Below are 17304 nucleotides of genomic sequence, written 5' to 3' on the forward strand. Positions count from 1 at the left end.
CCCGCACGCCGGAAGACCAAGGGTTCCTGTCCAACGTTAATCGGGGCAGGGTGAGTCGACCCCTAAGGCGAGGCAGAAATGCGTAGTCGATGGGAAACGGGTTAATATTCCCGTACTGGTGATAATTGCGATGGGGGGACGGAGAAGGTTAGGCTGGCCGGGCGACGGTTGTCCCGGTTTAAGGATGTAGGCAGGTGAATTAGGCAAATCCGGTTCACTATATGCTGAGGTCTGATGACGAGTCACTACGGTGGCGAAGTAGCTTATACCCCGCTTCCAGGAAAAGCCTCTAAGCTCTAGATTATCATTAATCGTACCCCAAACCGACACAGGTGGTCAGGTAGAGAATACTCAGGCGCTTGAGAGAACTCGGGTGAAGGAACTAGGCAAAATGGTGCCGTAACTTCGGGAGAAGGCACGCTGGCATTAGGTGAAGTGGTTTACCCATGGAGCTGAAGCCAGTCGCAGATACCAGCTGGCTGCAACTGTTTATTAAAAACACAGCACTGTGCAAACACGAAAGTGGACGTATACGGTGTGACGCCTGCCCGGTGCTGGAAGGTTAATTGATGGGGTTATCCGTAAGGAGAAGCTCTTGATCGAAGCCCCAGTAAACGGCGGCCGTAACTATAACGGTCCTAAGGTAGCGAAATTCCTTGTCGGGTAAGTTCCGACCTGCACGAATGGCGTAATGATGGCCAGGCTGTCTCCACCCGAGACTCAGTGAAATTGAACTCGCTGTGAAGATGCAGTGTACCCGCGGCAAGACGGAAAGACCCCGTGAACCTTTACTATAGCTTGACACTGAACATTGAGCCTTGATGTGTAGGATAGGTGGGAGGCTTTGAAGCGTGGACGCCAGTCTGCGTGGAGCCAACCTTGAAATACCACCCTTTAATGTTTGATGTTCTAACGTAGCCCCATTATCTGGGGTGCGGACAGTGTCTGGTGGGTAGTTTGACTGGGGCGGTCTCCTCCCAAAGAGTAACGGAGGAGCACGAAGGTTGGCTAAGCATGGTCGGACATCATGCGGTTAGTGCAAAGGCATAAGCCAGCTTGACTGCGAGAGTGACGGCTCGAGCAGGTACGAAAGTAGGTCTTAGTGATCCGGTGGTTCTGTATGGAAGGGCCATCGCTCAACGGATAAAAGGTACTCCGGGGATAACAGGCTGATACCGCCCAAGAGTTCATATCGACGGCGGTGTTTGGCACCTCGATGTCGGCTCATCACATCCTGGGGCTGAAGTAGGTCCCAAGGGTACGGCTGTTCGCCGTTTAAAGTGGTACGCGAGCTGGGTTTAGAACGTCGTGAGACAGTTCGGTCCCTATCTGCCGTGGGCGTTGGAAGATTGAAAGGGGCTGCTCCTAGTACGAGAGGACCGGAGTGGACGCACCACTGGTGTTCGGGTTGTCATGCCAATGGCATTGCCCGGTAGCTAAGTGCGGAAGAGATAACCGCTGAAAGCATCTAAGCGGGAAACTTGCCTTGAGATGAGTCTTCCCTGACTCTTTAAGGGTCCTAAAGGAACGTTTAAGACTAAGACGTTGATAGGTTGGGTGTGTAAGCGTAGCGATACGTTGAGCTAACCAATACTAATGAACCGTGAGGCTTAACCTGACAACACCGAAGGTGTTTTCGAGATGAGAGATTAAAGTTGATTCAATAACGTGGGAAGCCGAAAGGTGGACACAACAGCTTGTTCAGGATTGATATTCTGGTTTAGTGATTAAAGGCTAAACGGGAATAAACAGAATTTGTCTGGCGGCAATAGCGCGGTGGTCCCACCTGACCCCATGCCGAACTCAGTAGTGAAACGCCGTAGCGCCGATGGTAGTGTGGGGTCTCCCCATGTGAGAGTAGGGAACTGCCAGACATTAAATTAGCCGAGAAGCCACCCATTGGGTGGCTTTTTTGCGTTTGGGGTACTGGAAATTGCAGGAAGTCCCTATACTGGGTTATTCTTACTCAAAGAATACCTCCATCTGATGATCAGCGTTGCAGTGATCCAACGAAAAGTCGTTATCCTAGCTATAAAAAACCAGCCATAAAAACCACCATTCTCATGATTGATTAAAATTAATAATCTCTCATAGAAATTAATTGATTATCATTTAAGCATCTAACACATTATTCCTTCTCTAGTTTTTATTCGATAGCCTCCTATAGTTGGCCTAATGTAAAATATAATAGGTAAATATTGTTAAATTGATGTTTAATTCCATTATTCATATACTATTAAAAATGGTTATTTTTAATCAATTAAGATGTTGAATTGTTAAATTTAGCTGAAAGAAGATGAGCATTCATCAAATAGGTGGGTTATATGAATAAAATGAAAAGTCACAATAGCCAGATTTTTGAGCAGATTATTTCTGTGAATAAACAGCAAGAGAATGAATTTAATAATGGGCAAGATGGCGCCATTATCCTTTCACTGCTAGTCGTGTTTTTTGTACCTTTCTCTTTACTCGTGATGGTGAAAAATCATCTTGGGTTAGAGAATAACGCCATGGCGATTGCCTCAGTGGTTGTTCTTAGTATTGGAATTGCGGCTGGTTTATATAAAAGCTTTAGAATCGGGACGAAGTTTGTTGATAAACGCCCTATGTTGGAACAGCTACTTTCACGTTATACCCCTAAAGATAAAGCGGAGTATCAAAAGTTACTCGCTGAAAAGCAAAGTAACCCTCAAGCTTTTTACACTTCAGTAGAAGATTGGCTAGCAATAGAAAAACGATCTTACGTCAATTAATTCTAAGCATTAAAAAAAGCGACTCATTTGGGTCGCTTTTTTGTTTCTATCGATGAATTTAGTGAGATTTGCCTTGCTCAATCCCTAAGCCAATTTGTGAGCGTACAAACTGCTCTTTAAAGCGAGCTCTTTCCATTTTGCCTCTCTCTGAATTATCGGTTACTGAGAATAGCCATGATGCAGTAAATGCGACAATCAATGAGAAGAATGCAGGGTATTCATAAGGGTAGATTGGTTTTTCATGATGCAGAATAGTCACCCAGATTGTTGGACCTAAGATCATGAGTACGACAGCGGTTATCAAGCCTAACCAACCACCTGCAAGCGCTCCCCGAGTGGTTAACTTGCTCCAATACATTGATAGCAAGATAATTGGGAAGTTACAGCTTGCCGCGATAGAGAAGGCCAAGCCCACCATGAAGGCAATATTTTGTTTCTCGAACAAAATCCCTAACCCAATCGCTACAAAACCGAGGATCACCACGGTAATTTTTGATACGCGCAATTCATCGCGCTCATCGGCTTTACCATTTTTAATCGCCATCGCATACAGGTCGTGGGAAACTGCAGACGCACCCGCCAACGTTAAACCAGCAACAACCGCGAGGATAGTGGCGAAAGCAACCGCAGAGATAAACCCAAGGAAGAAGTTTCCACCGACGGCATCAGCGAGGTGTACCGCTGCCATGTTGGTTCCACCGATTAAAGCGCCAGCGGCATCTTTAAAGTCAGGATTTGAGCTAACCAGAACGATAGCCCCGAAACCGATGATAAATGTCAGAATGTAGAAGTAACCGATGAACCCAGTCGCGTAAAACACGCTCTTACGGGCTTCTTTCGCGTCACTAACGGTGAAGAAGCGCATAATGATGTGAGGTAAACCTGCCGTACCGAACATTAAGGCTAACCCAAGAGACAAGGCGGATATTGGGTCAGAAACCAGTCCTCCTGGGCTCATAATGGCGATACCATTTTTATGTACTTCAACGGCTTCTTTAAATAACGTATTGAAGTTGAAGCCGACATGTTTCATGACCATAACAGCCATGAAGGTTGCCCCTGCGAGTAACAAAATGGCTTTGATGATCTGTACCCATGTCGTTGCTAGCATCCCGCCGAATAGCACATACAGAACCATCAATATCCCAACAATCACGACGGCAATGTGGTAGTTAAGCCCAAATAATAGCTCAATCAGCTTTCCTGCTCCAACCATCTGAGCGATTAGGTACAGTGCCACAACCACCAATGAACCCATTGCAGACAGAATGCGGATAGGTCTTTGTTGTAATCGATATGACGCAACATCCGCGAAAGTATAGCGACCTAAATTTCGTAAGCGCTCGGCAATTAAGAACAGAATAATTGGCCAGCCAATTAAGAAACCGATGGAGTAGATAAGCCCATCGTATCCCGAGGTATAAACCAGTGCGGAGATCCCTAAGAATGAAGCTGCGGACATAAAGTCACCCGCAATCGCCATTCCGTTTTGGAAACCTGTAATTTTTCCGCCGGCAGTATAGTAGTCAGAGCGAGATCGCGTTCTCTTTGAAGCCCAGTAAGTGATATAGAGTGTAAAGCCCACAAACAGCAAGAACATCACTATGGCTTGAACATTGACAGGTTGACGTTCAACATTGCCTGTCAGGGCATCAGCGAGCGCCATTGACGAGGTAAAAAACAGAATAAGTGAGAGCAAGACTTTCATTTTTCTACCTCTTTTAAGATTTCGGCGGTTAAGCGGTCAAATTCGCTGTTAGCTCGGATGACATATAAACCCGTTAAGATAAACGAGATCACAATCAGCCCAACGCCCACAGGAATACCGCGGGTGATGTAGGAACCTTCAGTGATTGGGGTACCTAACCAGCTTGGATCAAACGCGATAAGAAAGATAAAACCAACATACAGAACTAACGTTATTGCAGATAACAACCATGAAAAGCGACTACGTTTTCTCACTAATTCTTGAAAGAGAGGGTTCGCCTCGACCTTTTCGTAAGCAGTAGCATTCATCAGAGTTCTCCTCTGTTATTGTATTATTGGCATACTCTGATAGCTCAAAAGGCGGATTTTAGGGCGACACATGGCTACCCAAGGAATTAACTGGGTATTCGGTCAGACTCTACTTTCTGCTGATTGAGTGATGCTGAGTATTGATTTTAGGTCGCCCGAAGGCGACCTGTAGTGCCATGAGCTATCTACACAACTATTTAAATAGCTACGAGATACTCATTGACTGTTTTTCTTCTAGCAGTTTTTCGACAACACCTGGATCTGCCAGTGTGGAAGTATCTCCAAAATTACTGGTATCACCTGATGCAATTTTTCGTAGGATACGGCGCATGATCTTACCGGAACGCGTTTTCGGTAAAGAATCAGTCCAATGTAAAACGTCTGGCGTGGCAATCGGGCCAATTTCTTTACGAACCCAATTGCGCACTTCAGTGTACAACTCTGGGGATGGCTCCTCGCCAGAAATTAAGGTGACATAGGCGTAGATTGCCTGTCCTTTGATGCTATGAGGAATACCCACGACTGCAGCTTCAGCCACTTTCGGATGTGAAACGAGGGCGGATTCAATTTCTGCTGTCCCTAAACGGTGACCTGAAATATTCAGCACGTCATCAACACGACCGGTGATCCAGTAATAGCCATCTTCATCACGACGCGCCCCATCACCACTAAAGTACATGCCTTTAAAGGTGGAGAAATAGGTTTGTTCGAAGCGTTCATGGTCACCAAACAGGGTACGAGCTTGACCCGGCCAAGAATCCACAATAACTAAGTTACCTTCTGTTGCGCCATCGATAGGCTCGCCAAGGTTATCAACCAATGCAGGGCGAACGCCAAAGAATGGTAGTGTTGCCGAACCTGGTTTTAACATTGTCGCACCCGGTAGTGGCGTGATCATGAAGCCACCAGTTTCCGTTTGCCACCATGTATCAACCACTGGGCAGCGGCTGTTCCCCATTTTCTTGTAGAACCATTCCCACGCTTCTGGGTTGATTGGCTCACCGACCGATCCCAAAATACGTAAAGAATCGCGCTGGGTGCCTTCAATCGCTTTATCACCTTCCGCCATCAGTGCACGAATAGCGGTTGGTGCGGTATACAGGATATTGACTTGGTGCTTATCAACGACTTGAGCCATACGGTTAACCGCTGGGTAGTTTGGCACACCTTCGAACATTAAGGTTTTTGCACCATTAGATAACGGCCCATAAAGCAGGTAGCTATGACCTGTTACCCAGCCCACATCCGCCGTACACCAGTAGACTTCATTTTCATGATAATCAAAGGTGTATTTGAATGTCAGCGTTGCATAGACCAGATAACCGCCTGTGGTGTGGAGAACCCCTTTAGGTTTACCTGTGGAGCCGGAAGTGTAGAGAATAAACAGTGGATCTTCCGCATTAATCTCTTCCGGTGGGCAATCCGCGCTTACGCCTTGGATAACGTCGTGCCACCAAAGGTCACGGCCTTCAATCCAGCTTGGTGCATTACCTGTACGGCGGTAAACAATCACATTTGCGACGGTAGTGACTTGTGGATTTTGCAGTGCATCGTCCACGTTCTTTTTCAGTGGGATAGCGCGACCTGCACGCAAGCCTTCATCAGAGGTGATGATAAGCTTGGCTTTACAGTCAATAACGCGTCCAGAGACTGCCTCAGGGGAGAATCCGGCAAAGATGACAGTATGGATAGCGCCGATACGCGCACATGCCAGCATAGCCACAGCGGCTTCAACCACCATTGGCATATAGATAGCGACGACATCCCCTTTGCGGATGCCTTGTTTTTTCAGGACGTTTGCGAACTGGCACACATCATGGTGCAGCTCACGGTATGTAATATTTTTTGATTGGGTTGGGTCATCACCTTCCCAGATGATAGCGGTTTGGTCGCCACGAGTGGCTAGGTGACGGTCTAAACAGTTAGCGCTCAGGTTTAAAGTGCCATCTTCGTACCAGCGGATATTAACGTGTCCAGGGTCGAATGAGGTGTTCTTAACGCGAGTGTAAGGTTTAATCCAATCAACGATTTTCCCTTTTTCGCCCCAAAATCCTTCGGGGTCTTGAATCGAGCGTTGGTACTCATCGTTATACTGTTGTTCGTTTATCAGGGCATTTTTAGCAATATTAGCAGGAACGGGATGTTTAGTTATTTGTGTCATATTATTATCTCCTTGCAGATGTTAATAGTATGTCAAAAAACAGTTAACTGAAGTATGGATGGTTATTTTGTTTTTCTTTTGAGCGGAAGATCACGTATTAATAGTAATGGGATTTGCAGTATGATCATTTGATGCTAAATCCATGATTGAAATAAAAATTCAAAAATATAACTAACATTAGAATTAAAGAAAAACAAAGGCGAACTATAGTGGTATTAGTTACTGAATAATCTATTGATGATAGTTGTTGGAAAAATCCACAGAATTCACATGGATATGATAATGATTTTCATTAACACTAAAATAACTATAATGGGTGCGTGGTTAAAAACACGCAGTTACTGAAATCCTAATTCAGTCTGTGAGGTAGAAAGATAAGTCACTGGAGACAAACAATATGAGTTACACATTACCTGCTTTACCTTATGCTTACGATGCGCTGGAACCTCATTTTGATAAACAAACCATGGAAATCCATCACACCAAGCACCACCAAACCTACGTGAATAACACCAATACTGCCTTAGAAAAACTGCCTGAACTGGCGGGGTTAGATATTGATGTGTTAATCCAAAAATTAGACCAAATCCCAGCAGATCAACGTACTTTTGTACGTAACAACGCGGGTGGCCACTCAAACCATAGCCTGTTCTGGAAAGGGTTAAAATTAGGTACCGAACTGCAAGGCGAACTGAAAGCGGCCATTGAGCGTGATTTTGGTAGCATTGATGCCTTTAAAGATCTGTTCGAAAAAGCCGCAGCTTCCCGTTTTGGTTCTGGTTGGGCATGGTTGGTATTAAAAGCCGATGGCAAACTGGCAGTGGTCTCTACTGCAAACCAAGACAGCCCATTAATGGGTGAAGCGATTTCTGGCGCTTCAGGTTACCCAATCCTTGGTTTAGATGTTTGGGAGCACGCTTACTACCTGAAATATCAAAACCGTCGCCCTGACTACATCAAAGCCTTCTGGTCAGTTGTGAACTGGGATGAAGCAGCAAAACGCTTCGCAGAAAAAACCAAGTAATTTTTTTGCTAACTGACTTTTTTGATAAGCGCGGTTCTTCGGAGCCGCGTTTTTTGTTTTTACCGTCGGTATAACGTTGTTATCTCTATGGCCATTCTTTATGATGAAAACTCTTTCTGGCGGGGTTATCGGGAGCAAAACGGTGAAAATACATCCTCAAGTTTTTATTGGTACCATTCAAAGCACAGCCCATTGTGGCGTGAGTGCGATTCATAAGCGAGCGGTGGATGGGGTATTAACCTTAAACAGCTTAGGAATTGAAGGGGATGAACAAGCAGAAAAGCGTTTTCACGGTGGGCCAGATAGGGCGCTATGCCATTACCCGCAAGAACATTATGAATTTTGGCGACAACGATACCCGCAATTAGAGGATTTATTCCTTCCCTCCGCTTTTGGTGAAAACCTGTCAACTCAAGGAATGACCGAAGAAAACGTTTTTATCGGTGATATTTATGCTTGGGGTGATGCGCGCATTCAAGTCACCCAACCGCGTTCACCTTGCTATAAACTCAATGGGTTAACGGGCGTAGAAAACTTTGCTCAAATCATGCAGGACGAAGGTCGCTGTGGCTGGTTATATAGAGTCATTAAAGGTGGCACTGTCGGTGCGGATACCTCGCTAAAACTACTGAGCCGTAATAGTGATGTCTCGATGCAAGAAGCGATTATGATAGCCTTCCATGCGCCCTATGATGAGGAGTTGTACCGTCGATTATTGTCTGCGGCAGGGCTATCTGCGAGTTGGAGCCTGACGATGCAAAATCGGTTAGAGCATCATAAAATTGAAGAATTTAGCCACCGCTTATTTGGTCGACGCGGCTGATGGTTTATCACTGTCATTAGGATTGAGGAAAACAACATGCAGTACGATTTAAATGACCTTTATTATTTCGTTAAAGTCGTTGAACATGGTGGTTTTTCTCAAGCTGGTGCGGCGCTTGGGATCCCAAAATCAAAACTCAGTCGTCGTATTGCCGACTTAGAGCAAAAGCTGAATGTTTCATTGATTTATCGCTCTACAAGGCAATTTCATGTTACGGAGATCGGACAGGTTTTTTATCAGCAATGTAAGAATGTCGTGGAAGAAGCGGATATTGCCCATGAACTGATTTGCTCAGTACAAACACACCCCAAAGGTACCATTAAGCTCTCTTGCCCCGTTACTTTATTGCAAGTCTATTTGCAGGATTTACTGATTGATTTTATGGAGAATTACCCTGATATCGATGTGCAAATTCTGGCCGTCAATCGCCCCGTCGATGTGATCAGTGAAGGATTGGATTTGGCATTACGAGTGCGTTCATTACCCCTTGATGATTCAGGGATGATGATGAAAGTGCTAGGGTATTCTCAGCGGATCTTAGTCGCAAATCCAAGTGTATTTCGTGAAAAAGGAGCACCATCAACTCCAGAGCAGCTGGTGGATTACCCTGTTCTTGCCAATACGGAGCATTCACAGCGTTATTCGCTATCTTTAAAAAATAGTGATGATCTCAGTGTGACAGTGCATGTCACGCCCAAGCTAGCCACCACCGATATTTTAACGTTATACCGTGCTGCGGTGAGAGGATTGGGGATCGCTCGTATACCCCGAGGTGTGGTTGAAAATGAGCTAAAAAGTGGCGAATTGGTGGAAGTGTTGCCAGACTGGCAATTTCCAGAAGATATCATTCATGCCGTGTACCCTTCCCGTAAGGGGTTGTTACCCGCAGTTCAGTTATTTCTAACTTATTTGGCAGAGAATATGACGGCTGGGAAAAAATAAAGCCCCCTGAAAAAATTCAGAGGACTTTATAGTTAGCTGGCATTCGGGATCCGACCAAATTTACCGCTATTAAAATCATTCACGGCTTCGTTGATTTCTTGGCTCGTATTCATCACAAATGGGCCATATCCCACAACAGGCTCATCGATAGGATCACCGCTGAGCAGCAGCACTAAAGCCTCATCGGTGATGGCTTCTAACAGCACATTGCTATCAGTAGCATCAAGGATCATCAACTCGCCTTCATTCAATGCGGTATGACCATCCACAAATAGGCTGCCTTTCAACATCACTAGCCCAACATTGCGACCGGCCTTAGTTGGCAATCCCACGACTTTTCCTTTATTCAGACGCAGATCCCAAACATCAAGGGCGGTAAATGTGCGTGCGGCGCCTGTGTTGCCTAGATAGTCCCCCGCAATGACCCGCAGTGTTCCCGCTTCATTCGGCAAGCTAATGGTCGGGATCGTATCGCGAGTTAGCAATTGGTAACCCGGCGCTGCCAGCTTATCTTTAGCGGGCAAGTTGACCCACAACTGCACCATATCCAAAGTACCGCCATTTTTCATAAAGTTATCAGACTGATATTCTTGATGAAGTATTCCTGATGCCGCTGTCATCCATTGCACATCACCGGGTCCGATCACGCCGCCTTCTCCGGTAGAGTCGTGGTGAGCCACTTCGCCGTCATACACGATGGTGACGGTTTCAAAGCCTTTATGTGGATGTTCGCCAACACCACGATTATCCCCTTCAGATGCTGGGAATGGGTGTGGCCCCGCTCTGTCCAACAGTAAGAATGGGTTCAGGTATTTCCCGTGGTTGCTATAACTAAACATGGAGCGAACAGGGAAACCATCACCAACCCAGTGACTGCGTGGGGATTGATAAATACCAATAATCTTTTTCATGGTGTGACTCCAAACTGGTTTTATAAACTGATCAGTTTTATGAACTAATCATTTCGATGAACCAATAATAGAAGAGCCAAAGCTGGGTGAGTAGAGGCAAAAATAGGTTTGATTGTTCTGAAAATAGAACGATGAAATCATTGTGGCGTGAGTTAAATGTCGATCTCTAGTATGCTTCGGATTAACCAAAATCGGAGCGTTCCTCTTCATTTATTCATCTTAAACATGAACGATCAGGAATACTAAATAGGTATGATGCCTTCGAATGAACCCATGATTCCGTTAAAAGGATTGTTATGAAAACTATTAATATTGCTATGGCATTTTCTGTTGCCTTCATGTTGTCTGGGTGCCTTTCTCAACCCGCACCTCAGTATGATAACAATGGTATCCAGTTAGAAGAGTTCAAAGAGCTAGAAAGCTTGAGAATGCCAGAGCTGAACATTCCTGAAGGGGCGCCGGATGGGGAATATATCGAACGTTATGGAAATGGTGCCATTCAGTTTAAATCGTGGGTGAAAAACAACTGCTTAGATAAGAGCATCACGGTTTATTATAAAAATGGTCAGCCAAAAATGTTTATTCCTATAAAAAATTGCAAAGTGGATGGCGTCATTAAGTCTTACCATCCTAATGGGAATTTAGATACTGAGATGGGATACAGTAATGACCGACTCAACGGCGATTATAAATCCTATTACGACACGCCAAAGAATAATCTGCATCTTAAAACGAGTTTTGTGAATGGAGTCGCGGAAGGTGTTCTTGAAGAGCGTGGACAAGATGGCGAGCTATTAAAGCAGGGGCTGATTAAAGACGGTAAGTTGTACACCGCGAAGTAAGTGGGCTACAAATAAAATAAAAGCCAATTAACCGTGAGAGTTAATTGGCTTTTTGCTATTAAATAGCGACTTAAGATTACAGTTGTGGACGTTTTACAAAGCCGATTGCATCGTAAACCTTGTCTAAGGTTTCTTGTGCGCGTGCAGCAGCTTTGGTTGCGCCTTCATCCATAATTTGGTTCAGTAGCGCTTCATTGTTGCGGAACTCATGGTAACGAGCTTGTAAGTTAGTCAGCATGTCAGAAACAGCTTCAGCGACCGCACCTTTCAGATGACCATACATTTGGCCTTCAAACTCCGCTTCCAGCGTTTTCACACTTTTGCCTGTCACGCCAGCAAGGATATCTAACAGGTTAGAAACCCCTGCTTTATTTTCAACATCGTAGCAAATACGTGGTGGCTCTTCAGAGTCGGTCATTGCGCGTTTGATTTTCTTCACAACGGATTTCGGATCTTCCAACAGCGCAATCACGTTATTGCGGTTGTCATCAGACTTAGACATTTTCTTGGTTGGCTCTTGTAATGCCATCACACGTGCGCCGCCATCGGTTGGGATAAATGGCTCTGGTACGGTGAAAATATCCCCGTAAATGGCATTGAAGCGCTGAGCAATATCACGGCTCAGTTCAAGGTGCTGTTTCTGGTCAATTCCAACAGGAACTTGGTTAGTTTGGTAAACTAGAATATCGGCAGCCATCAGAACTGGGTAGTCAAACAGACCGGCGTTGATGTTTTCTGAATGGCGAGCAGATTTATCTTTGAACTGGGTCATGCGGCTCAGTTCGCCAAAATAAGTGTAGCAGTTTAGCGCCCAGCTCAGTTGTGCATGTTGTGGTACATGTGACTGAACAAAAATGGTGCTTTTCTTTGGATCAATACCGCACGCTAAGTAGAGCGCTAATGTATCGAGGGTTCTTTTACGCAGTTCAACAGGGTCTTGGCGAACGGTGATCGCGTGTTGGTCAACGATACAGTAGATGCAATCATAATCATCTTGCATCTTAACCCACTGACGTAACGCACCCATGTAGTTACCGATGGTTAATTCACCGGAAGGCTGTGCGCCGCTGAATACAATAGGTTTCTGGGTTTGTTTAGATTTCTCAGTGGGTGTGCTCATTTCTTTGTATGTCCTTGTAGTATTTTTATACCCTGTTAAGTTTCGAGTCACACCGTTGGCGACTCGAATTATTGGGGATTTTATTTTGATAAATCAATAACGGAGAGTAGCTCAGAAAAGTGGCTTAACACGTAGTCGGGCTCGGTAATTGCGATTGATTCACCATAGTTGTAGCCGTAGGTTAACCCTACACTTGGGCAGCCTGCATTGTGGGCTGCGATAATATCATTACGGGAATCGCCGACAAAAAGCAATTCTTCTTTGCGTAAACCGAACTGGCCCATTGTTAAATAGAGTGGCGCTGGGTGCGGTTTGGTTTTTACCACATCATCGCCACCAAGTACTAATGAAAAGTAGCTATCGATGCCCAGCTTTTCGAGTAATGGCGCCACAAATGGGGTTGGTTTGTTGGTCACAATCGCCATTGGTAAGTTGTGTTTTGCAATCGTTTCGAGGGTCTCTTTGACCTCAGGGAACAGCTGGCTACCGGTATTAACGGTCGTCGCATAATGTTCATCGAAGCGGATACGAGCTTGCTTTTTCAGCTCTGGCGTGACCGTCATGCCCGCCCATTCTAGCGCTCGCTGCACAAGCATATCTGCGCCGTTGCCTACCCAGATGGAGACACGCTCTTTGCCTGCTGGTGGTAAGTTTAGCTCTTCGAGGGTTTTGTCTATGGCGTCGGCTAAACCGCCAGCGCTGTCAACAAGGGTTCCATCTAAATCAAACGCAATCGCTTTAATACTCTCTAAAACCGCATGTGTCATTGAGATACCTTTTTCAATTCTTGGCGCATTTCATCGATGACTTTTTTGTAATCAGGCTGAGCAAAAATCGCGGAGCCAGCAACGAAGGTATCTGCACCTGCTACGGCAATTTCTGCAATGTTATTGACCTTCACGCCACCATCGACTTCTAAACGAATATCATAACCACTTTCGTCAATCAATCTACGAACTTGGCGCAATTTTTTCAGGGTTTCAGGGATAAAAGATTGACCGCCGAATCCTGGGTTAACGGACATCAGTAGGATCATATCAACTTTATCCATCACATAATCGAGATAGCTAAGTGGGGTCGCAGGGTTAAATACCAGACCCGCGGTACAACCATTCTCTTTGATAAGTTGTAAGGTTCTATCGATGTGCTCGCTGGCTTCTGGGTGGAAGCTAATGTGAGTCGCACCCGCTTTAGCGAAATCCGGAATAATGCGATCGACCGGTTTAACCATTAAGTGAACATCAATCGGGGCGGTGATACCGTAATCGCGCAGGGCTTTACAGATTGGTGCACCGAACGTGAGGTTCGGTACATAGTGGTTGTCCATCACATCGAAATGGACAATGTCTGCGCCTGCAGCAAGAACTTTGGCGGTATCTTCGCCTAAACGTGCAAAGTCAGCAGATAAAATAGATGGGGCAATGAGAAAATCTTTCATAATTGTCTCCGATTATTCGTCGTTATCTGACAGCACCTATAGTTTTTTAGATGCTCCCGCTCCCGCATATAAAGCCAAAAGCTCATTGACTTTGGCACGGTTCAAAATATTTCTACTAATGGTGCGACGCACTTTTACGATATGTAACTGTGCCTGATAATACCACTCTCGGGTCACTGGGGTCTCATGATTTGAGATAAGAACTGGGATCTTACGCTCAGATGACAACTTATGTGCCAAAAAAGCCAGATTCTGTTGTTCTTGCGCACTAAAGGCGTTGGTGTGATAGGCCGTAAAGTTAGCGGTCTCAGACAGCGGTGCATAAGGTGGATCGCAGTAGATGACTGAGCCATCCTGCGCATCGAGTAATGTTTTGCTGTAAGACTGCGTCACAAAGGTCGCTTTCTGGGCTTTTTCAGCAAACCACAGTAATTCGTCTTTCGGAAAATAGGGTTTCTTATAGCGTCCGAAAGGCACATTGAATTCACCGCTTAGGTTATAGCGGCATAACCCGTTATAACAGTGGCGGTTAAGATACAAAAAGAGAATGCTACGTTTAGCAGGGTCATCTGATTGGTTAAATGCTTGGCGCATTAAATAATACTGTTCAGAGGTATTAAATTCAGGTGTGAACAGTTGCTGAGCTTCTTCGATAAAAGCATCAGAGCGATATTTAACCGTGTTGTAGAGGTTGATGAGATCGCTGTTAATATCCGCAAGTACGTACGAATCGTAGTTGGTATTTAAAAACACCGATCCTGCACCAACAAAAGGTTCTATTAAGCAATCTCCTTGTGGAAGATGTTTTTTGATCTCGTCCACAAGCGGGTATTTACCCCCAGCCCATTTTAAAAAAGCGCGTTTTTTTTTCATGCCGTCTTATTATTACAATCGTTTAAGAGCCGCCACTTGGCGGCTCTTTCAGGACAACATTATGCGCCCGGGGAAAAACGTTGTTATTTTTGATCCTGTTTAACTTGTTTCATATTACGCACCCACGGTTTTTTCGCTTGCACTGCGGCTGGTAAGGACGCAATTGCACTTTTTGCTTCGCTCACTGAGCTGTAATTTCCGTGGATCAATACATACCAAGTCTGACCATTACGAATGGTTTTATACACTTGATAGTTAGCAAGTTTATTCTCTTTTGCGAAAGCTTCCAGTGTATCTGAACGACTTGCGCTACTTAATTGCAATGTATAGCTTCCAGAGGGTGCTGCAACGGTACTACCACTTTGGCTTGTGCTGGTTGCAGGCTTAGTGGTTGTTTTTGGCTGAGCGGGTTGTTTTTGTTCAACTGGCTTAGTCGCTTTTGGTTGCGTTTTCTCTGGTGTGACTGGTTTTACTGTTGGCTGTTTTTCCACAGGTTTAACTTGCGGAGGCGTCAACGGTGTCACATTTTGTGGTGGCGTCGTGGTACTTTCAGACGGCAGGTTTTGACCTTGGTTGAGAGCATCGGCAACATCACCAGGAATTTCAATGCGTTCACCAAGACCATTTTGTTGTGTCTGAGTGTCTGCTTGAGTTGGCATTGGGTTAATTTGCTGACCATTTAACTCTTGCGCTTGACCTGTTTGAGGTTGCGTTGTGGATTGAGTCTCTGAGTTGGTCAGTGATGAAGAACCTGATAAATCGATATTACGCTGATTAGCGCTATCATTTTGTAATTTCTCATGTTCTGTTGGTGCTTTTAATGCGGAACTGATTGCAATGATCAGCAGCAACAGCACTAAAACGCCGACACCGATCATGATGTGTTGACGTGATAACGCAATTTTTGGCTTAGCTGCCGCAGCAGGACGCGCACGTCCGGTTGGTCTATCTGATGTATCAGGCCTTAAATCATTCTGCACTTGAGGCTGATTGTCTGGTTTAAATTCGTCCATTTTCCTCTCCCGAAATTAGTTCGCCTGTGTAGAGATAAAATGTCTCTTATCATTACGACCTGTTCACGACTAAGCAATTGCTTCTGCTCACTTTTAAAGAATAGATTGTTTAGCAATTTCATTCCAATTTCAATGAGATTGCGACCACCTTACTTCGTTACTCGTTATAGGTGCTAGGCGTGCGTATAATTTAACGGCTTTAGTTGATATCTGCCAGTAACATTTTAAAACCCCTGAAAATATTCAGGGGCCAATTAATGCTTTTTACTTAGTTCGGTAATGATTTATGGCATGCAAGCCGAAATAGCGGCAATGACTGTTGAGGCATCCACATCGGAACGCATTTCTGAATTACCAATAGTGGTTGGAAGGATAAGATGCAATTTGCCTCCCATGACTTTTTTATCTCGCATCATGTGAGGTAAATAGTCATCAGGTTGCATTTTTGCAGGACCAGTAACAGGTAGCTCGGCACGTTTTAAAAGGGCGATGATGCGTTCTGTTTGTTCCGGGGTAAATTGGCCAATCAGCTCAGAGGTTTTTGCAGCCATAACCATACCAGCAGCAACAGCTTCTCCATGGAGCCATACGCCGTAGCCCATTTCGGCTTCGATAGCATGACCAAAGGTATGCCCTAAATTTAATAGTGCACGTAGCCCGCTGGTTTCTTTTTCATCGGCGGCGACCACTTGCGCTTTCAGCTCGCAACAACGGCGAATGCAGTACGCCATGGCTTGGTTATCTAATGCCATTAACGCATCGATATTTTTTTCTAACCAGCTAAAAAATTCACCATCAAGAATGATGCCGTATTTAATGACTTCGGCCAGACCAGAAGAGAGTTCGCGCTTAGGTAAGGTTTTTAAACAATCAAGGTCAATCACGACAGATGCCGGTTGATAAAATGCCCCGATCATATTTTTACCCAAAGGGTGGTTAACAGCGGTTTTTCCACCAACCGAAGAGTCCACTTGGGAGAGTAACGTAGTAGGAACTTGAATGAAGCGTACGCCGCGTTGATAGCTGGCTGCCGCGAATCCAGTTAAGTCACCGATTACTCCCCCACCAAGGGCGATGAGGGTCGTGTCACGGTTATGGTGCTTTTCGAGTAATGCCGTAAAAACATCATTCATGATGAATAAAGATTTGTACTGTTCGCCATCAGGTAAGACGATGGAATCGACTTTGACACCTGAGGCTTCAAGAACGGTTTGGATCTTATGTAGGTAAAGCGGAGCGAGAGTTTCGTTAGTCACTATCATTGCTCGCTGACCCGCAGTTAGTGGCCAAAATGCATCCTTTCCTTGGTACAAACCAGGTGCAATATTGATTGGATAACTGCGTTCATCCAGAGTAACAGTGACTTTTTCCATCTTGCTTTACCTTGA

Annotated in this window: 12 protein-coding genes, 2 rRNA genes and 3 pseudogenes; 7 read left to right on the forward strand and 10 right to left on the reverse strand. The window is 45.1% G+C overall.

Annotation, left to right across the window (positions count from 1 at the left end; all coding sequences use genetic code 11):
- The 3 genes from GKR74_RS00840 to GKR74_RS00850 form a co-directional block, all read left to right on the forward strand.
- Positions 1 to 1618, forward strand: a 23S ribosomal RNA gene (locus GKR74_RS00840); the annotation flags it as partial.
- Positions 1619 to 1758: 140 nt separating this feature from the next.
- Positions 1759 to 1874 (forward strand): 5S ribosomal RNA (gene rrf / locus GKR74_RS00845).
- Between the two features lie 450 nt (positions 1875 to 2324).
- Positions 2325 to 2753, forward strand: a complete 429-nt coding sequence (locus GKR74_RS00850) for a hypothetical protein (protein ID WP_154602124.1) — start codon at positions 2325 to 2327, stop codon at positions 2751 to 2753.
- 58 nt (positions 2754 to 2811) lie between these two features.
- Here GKR74_RS00850 and actP read toward each other — a convergent pair whose 3' ends face one another.
- The 3 genes and pseudogenes from actP to acs all read right to left on the reverse strand — a co-directional run bounded on the left by actP (position 2812) and on the right by acs (position 6930).
- Positions 2812 to 4461 carry a cation/acetate symporter ActP gene (gene actP / locus GKR74_RS00855; RefSeq protein ID WP_154602125.1) on the reverse strand — a complete coding sequence of 550 codons (1650 nt, stop codon included), beginning with the start codon at positions 4459 to 4461 and terminating at the stop codon, positions 2812 to 2814.
- Positions 4461 to 4769, reverse strand: a pseudogene (locus GKR74_RS00860) (DUF485 domain-containing protein); the annotation flags it as partial. The pseudogene GKR74_RS00860 and the gene actP, both read right to left, overlap by 1 nt.
- A gap of 205 nt (positions 4770 to 4974) precedes the next feature.
- Positions 4975 to 6930 (reverse strand): acetate--CoA ligase, encoded by a 1956-nt coding sequence (gene acs / locus GKR74_RS00865; protein ID WP_154602126.1) that lies wholly within the window; start codon positions 6928 to 6930, stop codon positions 4975 to 4977.
- 397 nt (positions 6931 to 7327) lie between these two features.
- On the opposite strand from acs, the gene sodA reads away from it, so the two are divergent.
- The 3 genes and pseudogenes from sodA (at position 7328) to GKR74_RS00880 (ending at position 9719) form a co-directional block, all read left to right on the forward strand.
- Positions 7328 to 7954, forward strand: coding sequence for a superoxide dismutase [Mn] (gene sodA / locus GKR74_RS00870; RefSeq protein ID WP_154602127.1), 627 nt, complete (start codon positions 7328 to 7330; stop codon positions 7952 to 7954).
- 142 nt (positions 7955 to 8096) lie between these two features.
- Positions 8097 to 8771, forward strand: a pseudogene (yiiM, locus tag GKR74_RS00875) (6-hydroxyaminopurine reductase); the annotation flags it as partial.
- 42 nt (positions 8772 to 8813) lie between these two features.
- Positions 8814 to 9719 (forward strand): LysR substrate-binding domain-containing protein, encoded by a 906-nt coding sequence (locus tag GKR74_RS00880; protein ID WP_154602128.1) that lies wholly within the window; start codon positions 8814 to 8816, stop codon positions 9717 to 9719.
- A 32-nt stretch (positions 9720 to 9751) separates the two neighbouring features.
- Here the strand turns inward: GKR74_RS00880 and GKR74_RS00885 are convergent, their stop codons facing one another.
- Positions 9752 to 10630 carry a pirin family protein gene (locus GKR74_RS00885; protein ID WP_154602129.1) on the reverse strand — a complete coding sequence of 293 codons (879 nt, stop codon included), beginning with the start codon at positions 10628 to 10630 and terminating at the stop codon, positions 9752 to 9754.
- Positions 10631 to 10926: 296 nt separating this feature from the next.
- Between GKR74_RS00885 and GKR74_RS00890 the strand changes: the two genes are divergently transcribed.
- Complete coding sequence (locus tag GKR74_RS00890) at positions 10927 to 11472, forward strand: toxin-antitoxin system YwqK family antitoxin (protein ID WP_154602130.1); 546 nt, start codon at positions 10927 to 10929, stop codon at positions 11470 to 11472.
- 76 nt (positions 11473 to 11548) lie between these two features.
- On the opposite strand, the gene trpS is transcribed toward GKR74_RS00890, so the two are convergent.
- The 6 genes and pseudogenes from trpS to aroB form a co-directional block, all read right to left on the reverse strand.
- Positions 11549 to 12592, reverse strand: coding sequence for a tryptophan--tRNA ligase (trpS, locus tag GKR74_RS00895; RefSeq protein ID WP_154602131.1), 1044 nt, complete (start codon positions 12590 to 12592; stop codon positions 11549 to 11551).
- An 80-nt stretch (positions 12593 to 12672) separates the two neighbouring features.
- The gene (locus GKR74_RS00900) at positions 12673 to 13359 is read right to left on the reverse strand and encodes a phosphoglycolate phosphatase (RefSeq protein WP_154602132.1); all 687 of its coding nucleotides are present in this window, start codon (positions 13357 to 13359) and stop codon (positions 12673 to 12675) included.
- Positions 13341 to 14030, reverse strand: a pseudogene (rpe, locus tag GKR74_RS00905) (ribulose-phosphate 3-epimerase). Before rpe ends, GKR74_RS00900 begins: the two are co-directional and overlap by 19 nt.
- A gap of 36 nt (positions 14031 to 14066) precedes the next feature.
- Positions 14067 to 14903: an adenine-specific DNA-methyltransferase gene (gene dam, locus GKR74_RS00910; protein WP_154602134.1), complete on the reverse strand. Its 837-nt coding sequence runs from the start codon at positions 14901 to 14903 to the stop codon at positions 14067 to 14069.
- Positions 14904 to 14986: 83 nt separating this feature from the next.
- Positions 14987 to 15916, reverse strand: coding sequence for an SPOR domain-containing protein (locus GKR74_RS00915; protein ID WP_154602135.1), 930 nt, complete (start codon positions 15914 to 15916; stop codon positions 14987 to 14989).
- 284 nt (positions 15917 to 16200) lie between these two features.
- The gene (gene aroB, locus GKR74_RS00920) at positions 16201 to 17289 is read right to left on the reverse strand and encodes a 3-dehydroquinate synthase (protein ID WP_154602136.1); all 1089 of its coding nucleotides are present in this window, start codon (positions 17287 to 17289) and stop codon (positions 16201 to 16203) included.
- Positions 17290 to 17304: the final 15 nt, after the last annotated feature.

Origin of the sequence: Providencia sp. wls1914, from assembly GCF_009706645.1 — a bacterium.
Lineage (GTDB): Bacteria > Pseudomonadota > Gammaproteobacteria > Enterobacterales > Enterobacteriaceae > Providencia > Providencia zhijiangensis.